Origin of the sequence: Herbaspirillum lusitanum P6-12 (assembly GCF_000256565.1) — a bacterium.
Classification (GTDB): Bacteria; Pseudomonadota; Gammaproteobacteria; order Burkholderiales; family Burkholderiaceae_D; genus Herbaspirillum; species Herbaspirillum lusitanum.
Genome location: NZ_AJHH01000172.1, coordinates 1 through 15244 on the forward strand (window position 1 = coordinate 1; position 15244 = coordinate 15244).

Annotated in this window: 17 protein-coding genes, 1 tRNA gene, 1 other RNA gene, 1 pseudogene and 1 riboswitch; of the genes and pseudogenes, 15 read left to right on the top strand and 5 right to left on the bottom strand. The window is 60.0% G+C overall.

The genetic code is table 11. The features are described from left to right. The 4 genes and pseudogenes from HLUSI_RS27215 to ssrS all read left to right on the top strand — a co-directional run. Positions 1-186: pseudogene (locus HLUSI_RS27215) on the top strand (DNA-3-methyladenine glycosylase 2 family protein); the annotation flags it as partial. 284 nt (positions 187-470) lie between these two features. Further along, complete coding sequence (locus HLUSI_RS0105910) at positions 471-656, top strand: DUF904 domain-containing protein (protein ID WP_330987133.1); 186 nt, start codon at positions 471-473, stop codon at positions 654-656. Continuing rightward, a complete protein-coding gene (locus tag HLUSI_RS0105915) occupies positions 656-967 on the top strand; it encodes a cell division protein ZapA (RefSeq protein ID WP_016833092.1) in 312 nt (103 codons plus the stop codon). The genes HLUSI_RS0105910 and HLUSI_RS0105915 overlap by 1 nt, the downstream gene beginning before the upstream one ends. 262 nt (positions 968-1229) lie before the next feature. Further along, positions 1230-1408: non-coding RNA, 6S RNA (ssrS, locus tag HLUSI_RS31345), on the top strand. A 124-nt stretch (positions 1409-1532) separates the two neighbouring features. Here ssrS and nrdR read toward each other — a convergent pair. Both nrdR and glyA read right to left on the bottom strand, forming a co-directional pair. Next, positions 1533-2015: a transcriptional regulator NrdR gene (gene nrdR / locus HLUSI_RS0105920; RefSeq protein ID WP_016833093.1), complete on the bottom strand. Its 483-nt coding sequence runs from the start codon at positions 2013-2015 to the stop codon at positions 1533-1535. 118 nt (positions 2016-2133) lie between these two features. After that, on the bottom strand, positions 2134-3381 hold the full coding sequence (gene glyA, locus HLUSI_RS0105925) for a serine hydroxymethyltransferase (protein WP_016833094.1): 1248 nt from the start codon (positions 3379-3381) through the stop codon (positions 2134-2136). Positions 3382-3540: 159 nt separating this feature from the next. Further along, positions 3541-3644, bottom strand: a riboswitch (ZMP/ZTP riboswitch). 168 nt (positions 3645-3812) lie between these two features. Here glyA and HLUSI_RS0105930 point away from each other — a divergent pair. The 11 genes from HLUSI_RS0105930 (at position 3813) to HLUSI_RS0105980 (ending at position 11782) form a co-directional block, all read left to right on the top strand. Continuing rightward, positions 3813-4565: an SDR family oxidoreductase gene (locus HLUSI_RS0105930; protein WP_016833095.1), complete on the top strand. Its 753-nt coding sequence runs from the start codon at positions 3813-3815 to the stop codon at positions 4563-4565. A gap of 12 nt (positions 4566-4577) precedes the next feature. After that, positions 4578-5051: a tol-pal system-associated acyl-CoA thioesterase gene (gene ybgC, locus HLUSI_RS0105935; RefSeq protein WP_016833096.1), complete on the top strand. Its 474-nt coding sequence runs from the start codon at positions 4578-4580 to the stop codon at positions 5049-5051. Positions 5052-5199: 148 nt separating this feature from the next. Next, entirely contained in the window at positions 5200-5901 is a 702-nt protein-coding gene (gene tolQ, locus HLUSI_RS0105940; protein ID WP_016833097.1) for a protein TolQ, read from the top strand. After that, complete coding sequence (locus tag HLUSI_RS0105945) at positions 5901-6329, top strand: ExbD/TolR family protein (RefSeq protein ID WP_016833098.1); 429 nt, start codon at positions 5901-5903, stop codon at positions 6327-6329. The genes tolQ and HLUSI_RS0105945 overlap by 1 nt, the downstream gene beginning before the upstream one ends. A gap of 1 nt (position 6330) precedes the next feature. After that, entirely contained in the window at positions 6331-7257 is a 927-nt protein-coding gene (gene tolA / locus HLUSI_RS0105950) for a cell envelope integrity protein TolA (RefSeq protein ID WP_016833099.1), read from the top strand. Positions 7258-7349: 92 nt separating this feature from the next. Further along, positions 7350-8585, top strand: coding sequence for a Tol-Pal system beta propeller repeat protein TolB (tolB, locus tag HLUSI_RS0105955; protein WP_050977646.1), 1236 nt, complete (start codon positions 7350-7352; stop codon positions 8583-8585). Between the two features lie 38 nt (positions 8586-8623). Beyond that, on the top strand, positions 8624-9148 hold the full coding sequence (gene pal, locus HLUSI_RS0105960; RefSeq protein ID WP_029363186.1) for a peptidoglycan-associated lipoprotein Pal: 525 nt from the start codon (positions 8624-8626) through the stop codon (positions 9146-9148). A 5-nt stretch (positions 9149-9153) separates the two neighbouring features. Beyond that, entirely contained in the window at positions 9154-9567 is a 414-nt protein-coding gene (gene pal, locus HLUSI_RS0105965; protein ID WP_016833102.1) for a peptidoglycan-associated lipoprotein Pal, read from the top strand. A 5-nt stretch (positions 9568-9572) separates the two neighbouring features. Continuing rightward, the gene (gene ybgF, locus HLUSI_RS0105970) at positions 9573-10340 is read left to right on the top strand and encodes a tol-pal system protein YbgF (RefSeq protein WP_016833103.1); all 768 of its coding nucleotides are present in this window, start codon (positions 9573-9575) and stop codon (positions 10338-10340) included. 54 nt (positions 10341-10394) lie between these two features. After that, positions 10395-10470: transfer RNA gene (locus HLUSI_RS0105975), tRNA-Lys, on the top strand. 280 nt (positions 10471-10750) lie between these two features. After that, positions 10751-11782, top strand: coding sequence for a LacI family DNA-binding transcriptional regulator (locus tag HLUSI_RS0105980; RefSeq protein ID WP_016833104.1), 1032 nt, complete (start codon positions 10751-10753; stop codon positions 11780-11782). A gap of 29 nt (positions 11783-11811) precedes the next feature. On the opposite strand, the gene HLUSI_RS0105985 is transcribed toward HLUSI_RS0105980, so the two are convergent. From HLUSI_RS0105985 to HLUSI_RS0105995, 3 genes are all read right to left on the bottom strand, one after another. After that, positions 11812-13206 carry an MFS transporter gene (locus HLUSI_RS0105985; RefSeq protein WP_040503207.1) on the bottom strand — a complete coding sequence of 465 codons (1395 nt, stop codon included), beginning with the start codon at positions 13204-13206 and terminating at the stop codon, positions 11812-11814. 169 nt (positions 13207-13375) lie between these two features. Continuing rightward, positions 13376-14254 carry a sugar phosphate isomerase/epimerase family protein gene (locus HLUSI_RS0105990; protein WP_050977648.1) on the bottom strand — a complete coding sequence of 293 codons (879 nt, stop codon included), beginning with the start codon at positions 14252-14254 and terminating at the stop codon, positions 13376-13378. 14 nt (positions 14255-14268) lie between these two features. Then, on the bottom strand, positions 14269-15162 hold the full coding sequence (locus tag HLUSI_RS0105995; protein ID WP_016833107.1) for a phytanoyl-CoA dioxygenase family protein: 894 nt from the start codon (positions 15160-15162) through the stop codon (positions 14269-14271). Positions 15163-15244: the final 82 nt, after the last annotated feature.

A 15244-nucleotide genomic window follows, 5' to 3' on the forward strand; every position in this document is an offset into this window, starting at 1 on the left:
GACGCCGATGCCTGGCCGGCGTCCGATCTGGTGTTGATGCAAGCGATCATCGACCGTGATCCTTCCTTGCTCAAATTGACGCACCAGAAAAGCCGTGCGGAGACCTGGCGACCATGGCGCGCCTATGTCGCGATGCATCTCTGGAATGAGATCGCCGACCGTATGGGACAAGCGCGCGGAGGCTGAAGTCATCGCCGTGCAATTTCGCGAACATGATGAGCACCAATCCTCATCATGGCGCCGGCCGTGAACGATTAATCCTCTGACAACAAATCATCCGGTTTTGACACGGACGATTGGCAACATTGCAAAATGACGCCGGGAATTCTGTAACCGTCTGCAACCGTCGCGCTATTTGTCGTGCCGGACGCCGCCAACAGAATATAATGGCGCACATCTTTTGCACTACAGCTGAGGCCATGAGCTCCGAATTCCACCAACTCTCAGAGAAAGTCGCGCAACTCGCCGCAATGACGCAGTCTTTGCGCCGTGAAAACGCCGACCTGCGTCTTAACGTTGCGGCCCTGACCACCGAGAATGCCGAATTGTCGCAGCGCATGGATGAAGCCCATCAGCGCGTCGCCGCATTGCTGGACAAACTTCCGGTTGCAGCGCCGATGCCGACGCTAGCCGACAATGAAGAGGAGACCGCGTGATGCAGCTCAACGTTTCGATCATGGGCCACGCCTACACGCTGGTGTGCAAGGAAGATGAAGAAGCGACGCTGCGCCAGGCGGTCGCCTACCTCGATGAAAAAATGTGCGCAATCCGCGATGCAGGCAAGATCAAGGGCAACGATCGCATCGCCGTGATGGCTGCACTCGGCATCGCCGCCGAACTGCTGTCGATCCAACCGGGCGGCGACGGCTCGTTCGCCGGCCTGACGGTGGCGGAGTGGAAGCAGAGCATCGCCTCCATGCATAGCGTGCTTGACGATGCGCTGGCGCCGCAGGAAAAATTGTTCTGAGCGCCGGCTGATTTCCCTCTGAATTCCCTGCGGATTTTCTTTCTCTTTGCGCGTGCGTGCGTTCATGCACGCGCCGCAATTTCTTTCCGCTTTCCTTTCGTCCTGTCCAAGCATTGGTCTGCGAGAAACGTGTTGGCGCGGCATTTTGATGTGCACGGACGTTGCCGCGCGCGCATGAAAAATTTATACCTGCCACAGAGTGAAAATACCTCGGAATTTTTACGCAAAGGCTTTGACAAGAATTCCGAATAGAGTAGACTTAAGTCTCCTGCCGTGTTCGCGAATGCTTATATTCCTTGAACCATTTATGTGCACAGGCTGTGGGATTTTGTTTGGTGGGCGTGAGCGTCGCTAGTCCGATGAACCCGAAATTAAACTAACTGCAGCCAACTTGAACCGCTTGGTTCAGGATGCCAGCATAGCGGCACAGGCGGGACTGAATTACTAAAGCGACTGTAGAAATACAGTCGCTTTTTTTATGCCTGTTTTATAAGCAGAACGGGAAATGTAAAACAGAAGGATGACATGCTCAGCAATGTGCATGCAACGACAACGATCGGCAACCTCAGTCGTTGCGCTTCTTCGCTGCGGCCTTGCGTTCCTGGCCGACTTCGGCAATGGCGTCCTGGAATTCGGTGACGTCTTCAAAACTCTTGTAAACCGACGCGAAACGGATGTACGCGATCTTGTCCAGACGCTTCAATTCACGCATCACCAGTTCACCGACCTGCCCCGACACCACTTCCCGGGCGCCGCTGGACAACAGCTTTTCCTGGATGCTCTGGATCGCCGCATCGACCGCTTCGGCCGACACCGGACGCTTGCGCAAGGCCAGCATCAGGCTGGCCCGCAATTTGGAAGGATCGAATTCGCTGCGGCTGCCGTTCTTCTTGACGATGACCGGCATGGTCAGCTCGATACGCTCGTAAGTCGTGAAACGCTTGTCGCAATTGGCGCAACGGCGGCGGCGGCGGATCGCGTCGCCCTCTTCCGAGATGCGCGTGTCCAACACCGGCGTGTCGTCATGATTGCAGAAGGGACATTTCATAGAGGCAAATCGAAGCAGACTACAGGTTGGATACCGGAGACCATCTTACTGCGCCTGCGGCCTTCGCAACAGCGAAGGCCGCAAGATCAAACAACTACTTTATTGCCGTGCTTGCCGGTTACGCGGCATAGACCGGGAAGGCATCAGTCAATTTCTTGACTTCGACCTTCACGCGTTCGATGGTGGCGGCGTCATGCGGATTGTCCAGCACATCGGCGATCAGGTTGGCGACCTTTTCCGCTTCCGCTTCCTTGAAACCGCGCGTGGTCATCGCCGGGCTGCCCAGACGGATACCGGAAGTCACAAAAGGCTTCTCAGGATCGTTAGGAATGCCGTTCTTGTTGCAGGTCATGTGGGCCGTACCCAGAATCGCTTCGGCTTCCTTGCCGGTCAGATTCTTCGGACGCAGATCCACCAGCATCACGTGCGACTCAGTACGACCGGAGACGATGCGCAGGCCGCGCTTGATCAGCGTCTTGGCCAACACATCGGCGTTCTTCACGACTTGCTGTTGATACGCCTTGAATTCCGGCGACAGCGCCTCCTTGAACGCCACGGCCTTGCCGGCGATGACGTGCATCAGCGGACCGCCCTGGATGCCCGGGAAGATCGCGGAGTTGATGGCCTTCTCGTGCTCAGCCTTCATCAGGATCACGCCGCCGCGCGGACCGCGCAATGACTTGTGCGTGGTCGACGTGACGAAGTCGGCGTGCGGCACTGGATTGGGATAGACGCCTGCTGCGATCAGACCGGCATAGTGCGCCATGTCGACCATGAAATAAGCGCCGACTTCCTTGGCGATCCTGGCGAAACGTTCGAAGTCAATGCGCAGCGCGTAAGCGGAGGCGCCGGCGATGATCAGCTTCGGCTTCTTTTCGCGCGCCAGTGCTTCCATGGCTTCGTAGTCGATTTCTTCCTTGTCGTTCAGGCCGTAGGAAACCACGTTGAACCACTTGCCGGACATGTTCAAAGCCATACCGTGCGTGAGGTGGCCGCCTTCAGCCAGCGACATGCCCATGATGGTATCGCCCGGCTTGAGCATGGCGAAGAACACGCCCTGGTTGGCTTGCGAACCGGAGTTCGGTTGCACGTTGGCGGCTTCGGCGCCGAACAGTTTCTTGAGGCGATCGATGGCCAGTTGCTCGGCCATGTCGACGAACTCGCAGCCGCCGTAGTAACGCTTGCCCGGATAACCTTCGGCGTACTTGTTGGTCAGTTGCGTGCCTTGTGCTTCCATGACTGCAGGCGAGGTGTAGTTCTCGGAAGCGATCAGCTCGATATGTTCTTGCTGACGGACGTTTTCCTTCTGGATGACGGACCACAGTTCCGGGTCGACATTCGCGATGGTGTGATTCTTTGCAAACATGATTTCTCCAATGGATAAGGGTGCGCCTGAAGCACATCAGCCGGTAACACCTGGAAGCGCCGAAAACACAATAGGCGATGCCGACTTGAAGACTTCCAAATCGAATGAGGGCCAGGGTGAATAAGGGAATTGCAGGCAGCCTCAATCGTACTTTCCATTCAGGGCTGCCCAGGCGCACGGCTAATGAAATCTCACGCTTCCCGATGGATACCCATCTTGAGCCGGAACAAGGTCCCGGTTTTTCGCCAGTCACGTGAGACGAAATGGTCTGCGCATTGTAAGTGATGCCTTCGGATTCGGCAAGATTTGCCTCCGTGCAGGGTCAGGAAAGCGTTGCATCTCGCGCAGCGGCGCTTTGGGCTACAATTCCCTTTTCTTTCCGGCTGCGCCGGTTCCACGCCACATCGCCACACCAACAGGAGATTGAAGAGATGGTCGTCTTGATTACGGGAGCAACCGCAGGCTTCGGCGCCGCCATGGCGCGCAAATTCGCCGGCAATGGCCACAAGGTCATCGCCGCCGGCCGCCGCAAGGAGCGCCTGGACGACCTGGTCAAGGAACTGGGCGCCGACAAGGTGCTGCCGCTGGTGCTTGACGTCACCGACAAACATTCGATCAAGAGCGCCCTCGCCTCGCTGCCGCAAGGCTGGCAGGATATCGACGTCCTGATCAACAACGCCGGTCTGGCGCTGGGTCTGGAGCCTGCACACCAGGTTGCGCTGGAAGACTGGGAAACCATGATCGACACCAACGTCAAGGGCCTGGTCACGGTCACCCATCACATCCTGCCGAACATGGTCAAGCGCGGCACCGGCACCATCATCAACCTCGGCTCGATCGCCGGCGCCTATCCGTATCCGGGCGGCAATGTTTACGGCGCCACCAAGGCATTCGTCGACCAGTTCACGCTGAACCTGCGCGCTGACCTGGTCGGCACCGGCGTGCGCGCCACCAACCTGGCGCCCGGCCTGTGCGGCGGCACCGAGTTTTCCAACGTGCGCTTCAAAGGCAACGACGGCGCCGCCGCCAAGGTCTACGAAGGCACCACGCCGCTGACCGCCGTCGATATCGCCGAAGCCGCATTCTGGGTCGCCACCCTGCCGGCACACGTCAACATCAACTACATCGAACTGATGCCGACTTGCCAGGGTTTCGGTCCGTTGAACATCAAACGCACCCAATAAAAATGCTCCTCAATGTCCGATTCAACCAATAAAAACAATAGCAGCAACAGCGTCGAGAGCAGCAAGAGCAACGACGCCTTTTCGTGGCCGGTCCGGGTCTACTATGAAGACACCGACACCGGCGGCGTCGTGTTTTATGCCAACTACCTCAAGTTCTTTGAGCGCGCGCGCACCGAATGGCTGCGCTCCTTCGGCTTCCAGCAACAGCAGCTTGCCGCGACCACCGGCGCCATCTTCGTGGTCAAGAACACCGCGGTGGACTACTTTGCGCCCGCGCGGCTTGACGATGAACTGAAACTGACCGTCGTGGTCGAACAGTTCCGCAACGCGTCCATGTCTTTTGTACAAGAGGCCTGGCGCCTTCAGGGAACAGAACAAACATTGCTGGCGCGCGGCCAAATCAAGATTGCCTGCGTCAATGCTGCCAACTTCAGGCCCCAGGCCATTCCGGAAGAAATGCTGGCCCGCCTCAAGGGAAATTTATAATTCATCATCGCTACGCACGACCGCAGCGGCATCTTTACACCTGCCGCAACGGACAGAAAATTTTTTGCACGTACAATTGAGCCTCTCGACCGAACGCCAGACTGCATCAAACCGAATCCCGTACTGAACCTCGACCCCACACGCCTCCATGAACGTCACTCAAGATCTATCCTTCTTTGCCCTGATCACCAACGCCTCCGTCATCGTGCAGTTTGTCATGCTGCTGCTGTTGCTGGCCTCCGTTTTCAGCTGGACTTACATCTTCCGCAAGATGTTCACGATCCGCAGCGCACGCTCGCAGACCGAGGAATTCGAGCGTTCATTCTGGTCCGGCGGCAATCTGATTGCGCTGTACCAGGACACGCTGTCCAACCGTCGCAAGGGCGGCGGCCACGGCGGCGCGCTGGAACGCATTTTCCAGGCCGGCATGGGTGAATTCAACAAGGCCAAGGCGCAAGTCGGCAAAGGCGCGACGATCGATTCCAGCGGCCTGCTCGATGGCGCCCGCCGCGCCATGCGCGCTGCCTATCAACGCGAAATGGATGCCCTGGAATCACATCTGGCCTTCCTGGCGACGGTCGGTTCGGTATCGCCTTACGTCGGGCTGTTCGGCACCGTGTGGGGCATCATGAACGCCTTCCGCGGCCTTGCCAACGTGCAACAGGCAACGCTGGCGGCGGTCGCTCCCGGCATCGCCGAAGCGTTGATCGCCACCGCCATCGGCCTGTTCGCCGCGATCCCTGCGGTGATCGCCTACAACCGCTTCTCGCACGACATCGATCGCCTGGCGATCCGCTTCGAAAGCTTCATCGAAGAATTCTCCAACATCTTGCAACGTCAGGCACGCTGATGGCAGGCTCATCCATGCGCGGGGGACGTCCCCGCAAGTTCAAGTCGGAAATCAACGTCGTGCCGTACATCGACGTGATGCTGGTGCTGCTGATCATCTTCATGGTGGCGGCGCCGGTGAACGATCCGAGCGTCATCAACCTGCCGACCGCCGGCAAGTCGACCGTGCCGCCGAGCGAGTACATCGAGATCGCGCTGAAACCCGACGCCAAGGCCACCATCAAGGTCAACGGCCCCAAGCGCGGTGAAACGCAGACTGCCTCCGGCCGTCCCGACCTGGCGCAAAAACTGCAGGCGCTGCACGCCGACAGCCCGGACATGCCGGTGATGATTTCCGCCGACAAGGAAATCAAGTACGACGAAGTCGTGCAGGTTATCGCAGCAGCAAAGAAACTGGGCATTGCACGCGTGGGACTGGCAACGAAGTAATATGAGCACTCCTTACCAAGTACCGAGACAACCGGGCCGCTGGCGCGCCATCGCACTGGCGGTGGTGGTCCACATGGCCTTGCTGGCTTTCCTCTGGTTCGGCGTCAACTGGCAAAGCGAAACGCCGCTGACCGTCGAAGCGGAAATCTGGGATCCGAACATCAAGGAGGCGGCGCCGCTGCCGCAACCGGCGCCCGAGCCGGAACCGCCAAAGCCGACTCCAACGCCGCAACCTGTGCCTGAACCCGTCAAGCCGCCGCCACCGAAAGTGGAAGAGCCGCCGGTGGCGAAGCCCGACATCGCGCTCGAAAAAGAGAAAGAAAAGAAGCGCAAGGAAGCGGAAAAGAAAGAACGCGACGAGAAGGAAAAAGAAGCCAGGCTCGAGCGTGAGAAAGCCGATCGCCTGAAGAAAGAGAAACAGGAAAAGATCGACGCCGACAAGAAGCTGGCGAAAGAGAAGGACGACGCCGAGGCCAAGAAGAAAGCCGAGGCCGACAAGCTTGCCGCCGAGAAGAAACAGAAGCAGCAAGCCGCCGACAACAAGGCCGCCGAACAACGCCGCCAGGATGACTTGAAGCGCATGATGGGCCAGGCCACCAGCGCAAGCGGCGGCACCGGCACGGCGGCGCAGTCGCAGGGCCCGCGCGGCGCGGCCGACTACGGCAACAAGCTGGGCGCGAAGATCCGCTCCAACACCATCTTCGACATGCCAGGCGAGTTGAGTGCAAACCCGGCGGTAGAATACACTGTCGAACTGCTGCCCGACGGCACAGTGCGCGGCATCCGCAAGAACAAGTCATCCGGCATTCCGGGCTTTGACGAAGCAGTCCAGCAAGCGATCAACAAATCGCAACCTTTCCCTCCCGACAAGGACGGCAAGGTGCCGAACAGCTTTACCTTTAAACACTACCCGAAGGATCAAAACTGATGATCAAAAACTCGCGCACCGCACCGAAATCACCGCATGGTTTTAATCAACCTTTTGGGTTTCGCCGCCTGACCGGCGTTGCACTGACCGTCATGGGCATCGCCGCGGCATCCGCCGCGCATGCCGAATTGCGCTTTGAGATTTCCGGCGTCGGCGCCAGCCAGATTCCGGTCGCCATCGCCGCTTTCCCGGGCGAAGAAGGCGCTCCGCAACAGATCACTTCCATCGTCAAGGCCGACCTCGCGCGCAGCGGCGTCTTCAAGCTGATCGACAACAGCGATTCGCTGTCCGACGCCTCCGCCATCAACTATGGCGACTGGAAGAACCGCGGCGCCAATGCGCTTGCCGTGGGCAGCGTGCAGCGCCTGGCCGACGGCCGCTTCGATGTGCGCTATCGCCTGTTCGACACCATCAAGGCGGCGCAATTGTCGGCGCTGTCGTTCGGCAGCCAGCCGCAACTGATGCGCCTCACCGCGCACAAGATCGCCGACGACATCTATGAAAAGCTGACCGGCATCCCCGGCATTTTCTCGACCCGGATTGCCTATGTGACACGTTCGGGCAAGGAATATCGCCTGGAAGTGGCCGACGCCGACGGCGAAGGCGTGCAAGTCGCGTTGCGCTCCAACGAGCCGATCATTTCTCCATCGTGGTCGCCGGACGGCGGCAAGGTCGCCTACGTTTCCTTCGAAGCCAAGAAACCGGTCATTTACATCCAGAACCTGGTGACGCGCCAGCGCACGCTGGTGGCCAACTTCAAGGGTAGCAATTCGGCCCCCGCCTGGGCTCCTGACGGCCAGCGCCTCGCCGTGGCGCTCACCCGCGATGGCCTGACCCAGGTCTACGTGATCAACGCCGACGGCAGCGGCCTGCGCCGCCTGACCAACACTGCCGGCATCGACACCGAGCCGCGCTTCTCGCCCGACGGCAATTACGTCTACTTCACCAGCGACCGCAGCGGCGGCCCGCAGATCTACAAGGTCAGCCCGAACGGCGGCGACGCCCAGCGCGTGACCTTCGGCGGCAGCTATAACATCAGCCCGCGGATTTCCCCGGACGGCAAGACTTTGGCGTTTATTTCGCGCCGCGAAGGCAAATTCCAGCTTTACGCGCTGGATTTGACCAACGGTCAGGAACAACGCCTGTCCGACACCGTCAAAGATGAGTCGCCAAGCTTCTCGCCAAACGGCAAATACATCATGTACGCGACAGAATCAGGTCGTCGCGGGTCGCTGGCCATCGTTTCCACTGATGGCCGGATCAAACAGCGCTTAACAACCCAGGTCGGCGATATCAGGGAGCCAACCTGGGGGCCGTTCATGAAATAAACAATTATTCACATTCATTCACGACAAAGGAGTTTCACATGCGTACATTCAGTTCTTTTGCAATCGTTCTTTCGGCAGCCATGCTGCTGGCGGCATGCTCGTCCACCAAACTGGACGACAAGAACGCCCCGGTTGAAAACCGCGCCGGCACAGGCACCACCAACGGCGCAGATCCGCGCGCAGTCAACACCGTCAACGCCGGTTCCGACCCGCTGAACGACCCGCAAGGCATCCTCTCCAAGCGCAGCATCTATTTCGACTATGACAGCTACACGGTCAAGGACGAGTTCCGTTCGGTGGTCGAAGCGCATGCCAAGTACCTGAATTCGCACAAGGATCGCAAGGTCATCATCCAGGGCAACACCGATGATCGCGGCGGCACCGAGTACAACCTGGCGCTGGGCCAGAAGCGTGCCGAAGCAGTTCGCAAGGCACTGGTCCTGCTGGGCGTTTCCGATGCGCAAGTTGAAGCAGTCTCGTTCGGCAAGGAAAAGCCGAAGGCCCTGGGCAGCGACGAAGCCGCATGGGCTGAAAACCGTCGTGCCGACATCGCTTACCAATAAGACTTATGCGCACTTCCCTGAAGACTGCGCTCAAGTCGTTTTCCGCAGCGGACGCCGGTTCCGACCCGCTGAACGACCCGCAAGGCATCCTCTCCAAGCGCAGCATCTATTTCGACTATGACAGCTACACGGTCAAGGACGAGTTCCGTTCGGTGGTCGAAGCGCATGCCAAGTACCTGAATTCGCACAAGGATCGCAAGGTCATCATCCAGGGCAACACCGATGATCGCGGCGGCACCGAGTACAACCTGGCGCTGGGCCAGAAGCGTGCCGAAGCAGTTCGCAAGGCACTGGTCCTGCTGGGCGTTTCCGATGCGCAAGTTGAAGCAGTCTCGTTCGGCAAGGAAAAGCCGAAGGCCCTGGGCAGCGACGAAGCCGCATGGGCTGAAAACCGTCGTGCCGACATCGCTTACCAATAAGACTTATGCGCACTTCCCTGAAGACTGCGCTCAAGTCGTTTTCCGCAGCCTTGATGGCCGCTGTCGCAAGCCTGTCCGTGCTGCCGGCAACGGCGCACGCAGGCTTGTTTGACGACGATGAAGCGCGCAAGGCCATCCTCGATATCCGCAACAAGATCGATGCCCTGCAAAAAGACGTCGCCAACAAGACGGACAAGACCAGTGCGCTGAGCCTGTCCGACCAGAACGACCAATTGCGCCAGGAAATCGCCCGCTTGCGCGGCCAGGTCGAAGTCCTCAGCAATGAACTCGCCAACACGCAGCAACGCCAGAAAGACTTCTACGTCGACCTGGACGCGCGCGTGCGCAAGCTGGAACCGCAAAAAGTCACGATCGACGGCAAGGAATCCAGCGTCGACCTGAATGAGCAAAAGACCTATGACGCCGCACTGAACCTGTTCAAGGGCGGCGACTACAAGGGCGCCGGCGCAGCCTTCAGCGACTTCCTGAAACGTTATCCGCAATCCGGTTACGCACCGTCGGCGCAATACTGGGTTGGCAACTCTCTGTATGCGCAACGCGACTACAAGGGAGCGATCGCCGCCCAGCAAGTCGTGGTGAAGAATTATCCGGACAGCCCCAAGGTAGCGGACGCGATGCTCAACATCGGCAGTTCCTACGTGGAGCTCAAGGACAAGGCGGCCGCGAAGAAGGCCTGGGATGCACTGATTGCGAAGTATCCGGAAAGTCCGGCAGCGCAGACCGGCAAGGAAAAACTGGCGACGTTGAAATAGTTTCCCTGTGCGTTTGACACGATTGATCGATTTTGCATATAATAGCGGTCTTTCGGGTCGTTAGCTCAGCTGGTAGAGCAGCGGACTTTTAATCCGTTGGTCGCAGGTTCGAATCCCGCACGGCCTACCAGAAATTCAGCAGTAGAAATAATACGCAGCGATAAGCACGATAAGCAGCAAGTAAAAAGGGTTCCAAGCAATTGGAACCCTTTTTCCATTTCCGACGGTAAATACATACCGCCACGCCCTCTGCCCAAAACCCTCGCCCACAAACACGCGCCCCTTTTCCACATGTGGCGTTGCTAGGCTCGCCGCGTCGACAAGTCCGCATCCAAACCGCATTTTTAATGTCAGAATAGGCGTCGCCGGGGAAGGTTTCTCCGGCGACAATCCGTTACTCTGGTCCCTGCATGGCAAAAAGAATTACATCGCAAGAAGACGGCGGGCCGGCGCGGGCCGTCACCAAGGAAGATGTAGCGCGCGTCGCCGGCGTGTCGCACATCACCGTGTCGCGCGTGATCAATTCACCCGACAAGGTGGCGCCGGCCACGCGTGAAAAAGTCCAGGCCGAGATTACCCGGATGGGCTACATCCCCAACCTGCTGGCGGGTGGACTGGCGTCGCGGCGCACGCGCATTGTCGCGGCCGTGGTGCCGACCATCGGCCACTCGATCTTTGCGGAAACCGTGCGCGGCATGTCGGAATATCTGATGGCGCACGGCTACCAGCTGCTGCTGGGCCAGAGCGATTACTCCGAAGACATCGAAACCAGGCTGGTTGAAGCCTTCATCGGCCGTCGTGTCGACGGCCTGGTGCTGACCGGCGTGCAGCATACCCCTGCGACGCTGCAACGCCTCAAGACTGCCGGCATTCCGGTGGTGGAAACCTGGGACCTGACGTCCGAGCCGATCGACATGCTGGCCGGCTTCTCCAACTACGACGCCGGCGCGGCCATGGGCGATTACCTGGTGGAACAAGGTTATCGGCGCATCGCCTTCGTCGGCGGTGAAGATCCGCGCGGCGTGGCGCGCCTGGCCGGTCTCAGCGCCGCGCTCAAGCGGCATCGCCTGCACGCGCCGGTGCGCATCACGGCATCGCCGGGATCATTCCTGCAGGGCGGCCGCGAAGCCATGGTGACGCTGCTGGAGCAGCATCGCGACGTCGACGCCGCCTTCTTCAGCAACGACGTCATCGCTGCCGGTGCGGTGCTGGAATGCGATCGGCGCAAGGTGCGCATTCCGCAGGACATCGCCATCGCCGGCTTCGCCAATCTCGACATCGCTTCGGAAATCAATCCGCCGCTCACCACCGTGCACGTCAGCAGCCATCGCATCGGCGAGACCGCCGCGAGGATGCTGCTGGCCCGGCTGGGCGGTAAAGACGCCGAGGCCGACACGGTCAGCGATCTCGGCTTCTCCATCGTGCGCCGCGGCAGCGCCTGAACGCAGACGCTGCCCGCGACCTTTTGCTTTCAGGCGTCTTCTTCGTAGATCACGCCGCGAGTCTCCGGCGCCATCAGCAGCGCAATCAGCGCGACCCCGCCCATGAACACCAGATAACCGATGATCGGATAATAGCTGCCGCCGTAATACGCCAGCAGCCCAGTCGCAATGACCGGCGCCATGCCGCCCGTGATCACCGACGACAATTCACGCGCCATGCAAATGCCGCTCATGCGCACGCTCGGCGGGAACAACTCGGCGAAGAACGCCGCCTGCACCGAGAACATCGGATACAGACCAAACACGATCATCATCACGAAGCCGGCGATGATCATCGGGGTTTCCCGCGTCTCCAGCATCATGAAGAACGGCCACGAACCCAGGATCATGACCAGGATGCCGAGGATGTACACCGGCTTGCGGCCAATGCGGTCCGACAGCATGCCCCAGAACGGATTGAGCAATGCGCCCAGGCCGGCGCCGATCAGCACCGCCACCAGGCCGATGCTGGCATCGATTTTCAGTTGCGCGGTCAGGTAGGACAGCGCCCACACCTGGAAGATATAGCCCGCCGTGTTTTCGGAAAAACGCGCGCCGATGGCGATGAACAGATGGCGGCGATGGTGCTTCCACACCGCTGAAACCGGCGACTTCTGCACGGCCTTCTTCGACTTGATTTTTTCGAACGCGGGCGACTCCAGCACGTACAGGCGGATGTACATCCCGACCGCCAGGCCGATGCTGCTCAGGATGAAGGGAATGCGCCAGCCATAGTTCATGAAATCGGCTTCCGGCATCTGCCGCACCAGCGTGAAGACGCCGGCCGACAGCACCACGCCCAGCGCCACACCGACGCCCGGCCAGCTGGCGTAATAGCCGCGCTTGTTGACCGGCGCATATTCGGCCGACATGGTGACCGCGCCGCCGAACTCCGCGCCGGCGGCAAAACCCTGGATCAATCGCAACAACGTCAACAGGATGGGCGCGGCGATGCCGATGCTGGCATAGGTCGGCAGGAAGCCGATCAGCGTCGTGCTCAGTCCCATCATCAGCAAAGTGATCACCAGCACATTCTTGCGCCCGATGCGGTCGCCGATATGGCCGAACACGAAACCGCCCAGCGGGCGCACCACAAACCCCAGCGCATACGAACCGAAGGCAGCCAGCGTGCCGATCATCGGATCGAGCTTGGTGAAGAACAGGACGTTGAAGACGATCGCCGCGGCGGTGCCGTAAAGGAAGAAGTCATACCATTCGAGCGCGGTGCCGACCACCGAAGAGCGCAGCGCGATGACGCGCTGGCGTTCGAGTCCGACGCCCGCGTTGGCGCGGTCTGCGGCATTGCTGGCGTCGCGTTCAGTCGGGTGCTCTGAAACGGATCCGAGGGCGTGGTCCGCGCGCGGGCTGCTGGCGATTGTATTCATGCTGTCTGTCTCCTGGTGGATGTCGGCGCCCTTGCCGGTCCCATGGTAAAGCATGGGGGCGTGTCGTGTTGTCTCGATCTACGACCGGCGGGGGCGCCGTGTGCTCATTGATGGAAGCGATACTTCTCCTTGGCCTTGCTGGTTGAAATGAAAATGTAAAAACTTGAAATCATGCGGCAGCCCGTTCCTGGGCTGCGCCTGCCGCTGTTGCCGCATCGTCTGCGCAGGCCTGCCACAGCGCACGCACGCTGTCCTTCATGACGCCGGCTTCCTGCCAGCGGTCCGACAATTCATAGCCGTCGGCGCCGGTCATGGCGTATTCCGGCGGACCGAGTTCGCACAGGAAAGTCAGGACGCCATCGGCCGGCGCGCGACGACGCCAGCTGCGGAATCCGTACTCCCACCACTGCATGAACAGTTGCAGCCATTGCTGATGCTGCGGAAACGCCAGTTGCAGCTGGATCTGCTCGCGGCTCGCGACGCGGCCGTGGAAGCCCCAGGCGTTGTCGATGATCCGGTGCATCAGTGCATGGTTCTCGTCCGAGATCGGCCAGGCGAATTCGCGGCCCACGACGTAGTGCGACAAGTCCGCGGTGAGCCGCAGATCCGGAAACCGGTCCAGCAACTGCAGCGTGAAGAACAGGTCGGTGGTCATGCGGTCACGATGCGTCTCGATGTGCAGCGCGATGCCGGCATCATCGGCCAGCCGCCGCCATCCCTCGATGTAAGGAATGCATTCGTCCAGCGTATAAGGACGCACGTCAGCCTGCAGGTTGATGTGATCGGCGCCGAACTCCTGCACATGCTCGATGATGGGCTTGAGCTCGTCGACGCTGCGCGGATAACACTGCGCCTGCCAGCTCATGCCATGTTCACGCAGGAAGGCCGTGACTTCGCGCGCATAATCGCGATCGAAGAAACGCACGCCGGCGCCGTCGAAACCGGCGTCGCGGATCATGGCGAGCTTCTGCTCCAGGGTCCATTCATGGCCGTCGGGACGGCGGCGTTCCATGGCCCACAGGGATTGATAGACGCGTAGCTGTTGCATGATGCGCATCCGACTCAGGTGGAGGCCGCTTGCACTGCCGCATCGTCGGCAATGTCGAAAAAACGTTTTCCGCTGGACGCCTGGTTTTCGTAGATCGAGCCTTGATTCAAGGCCGGCGGCAACGGCATGCGCACCGGCACGTCGCGGAAGCGCGGCACGATGGTCGGCGTCCCACTGAGCAGGCGCGAGTTGAATTCATCAAAATCCGCCACGCCCAGCAACGGGAAAGCATCCGCCGCGCACACTTCATACAGCAGGAAATTGCGCGACATGGTCGAGCGGTTTTGCGCTGAACCGTGCACCGCCCGCACGTGGTGAAACGACACCGATCCCGCCTTGCCCGTCACCGGCACCGCCCGGTCGAGATTGAGTCCCGGCGTGGCCGGATCGATGGCGCCGCAGAAACGGCCGTCGGCGTGGTGATCATAAGTAGGGCCGGTATGCGAACCCGGCACCACCAGCATCGCGCCGTTTTCCAGCGAGGTGTCATCAAGCATCACGCCGACCGCCAGGATGTCGTCGTTGGTGTGCGGATAAAAGGCCCAGTCCTGGTGCCATTCCACCGGCGAACCGAAGCGCGGCGATTTCAGGTTGAGCTTGGAGCTCTGCAATCGCAGCCCCTCCCCCAGCAAATCGCGCAGCACCGCCACCACCGGTTGCGAGCGGATGAACTCTTCGAACACGGGGTGATGCTTGTGCGGCTGCTTGATGCGGCGCAGGCGCGGATCGTCGGCGCTATGGCCGTTCTCCAGATCGAAGACCTGGGTGTGGGTGTTGACGGCACGCGATTGCTCCAGCCATTGCGCGAGCGCCTCCTTCATCCGCTGCAGCGTGAAAACGTCCAATAAACCGGGGACGACCAGCAAGCCGTCGGTTCGATACTGTTCGATCTGCGCAGGGGTCAGCATGGGTGCTCTCCTTGATGTTGGAACGGCCGCGGCAGAGAAATTCGCCGCGATCCGGATGAAAGCAAAAATCGATGTTCGGGGG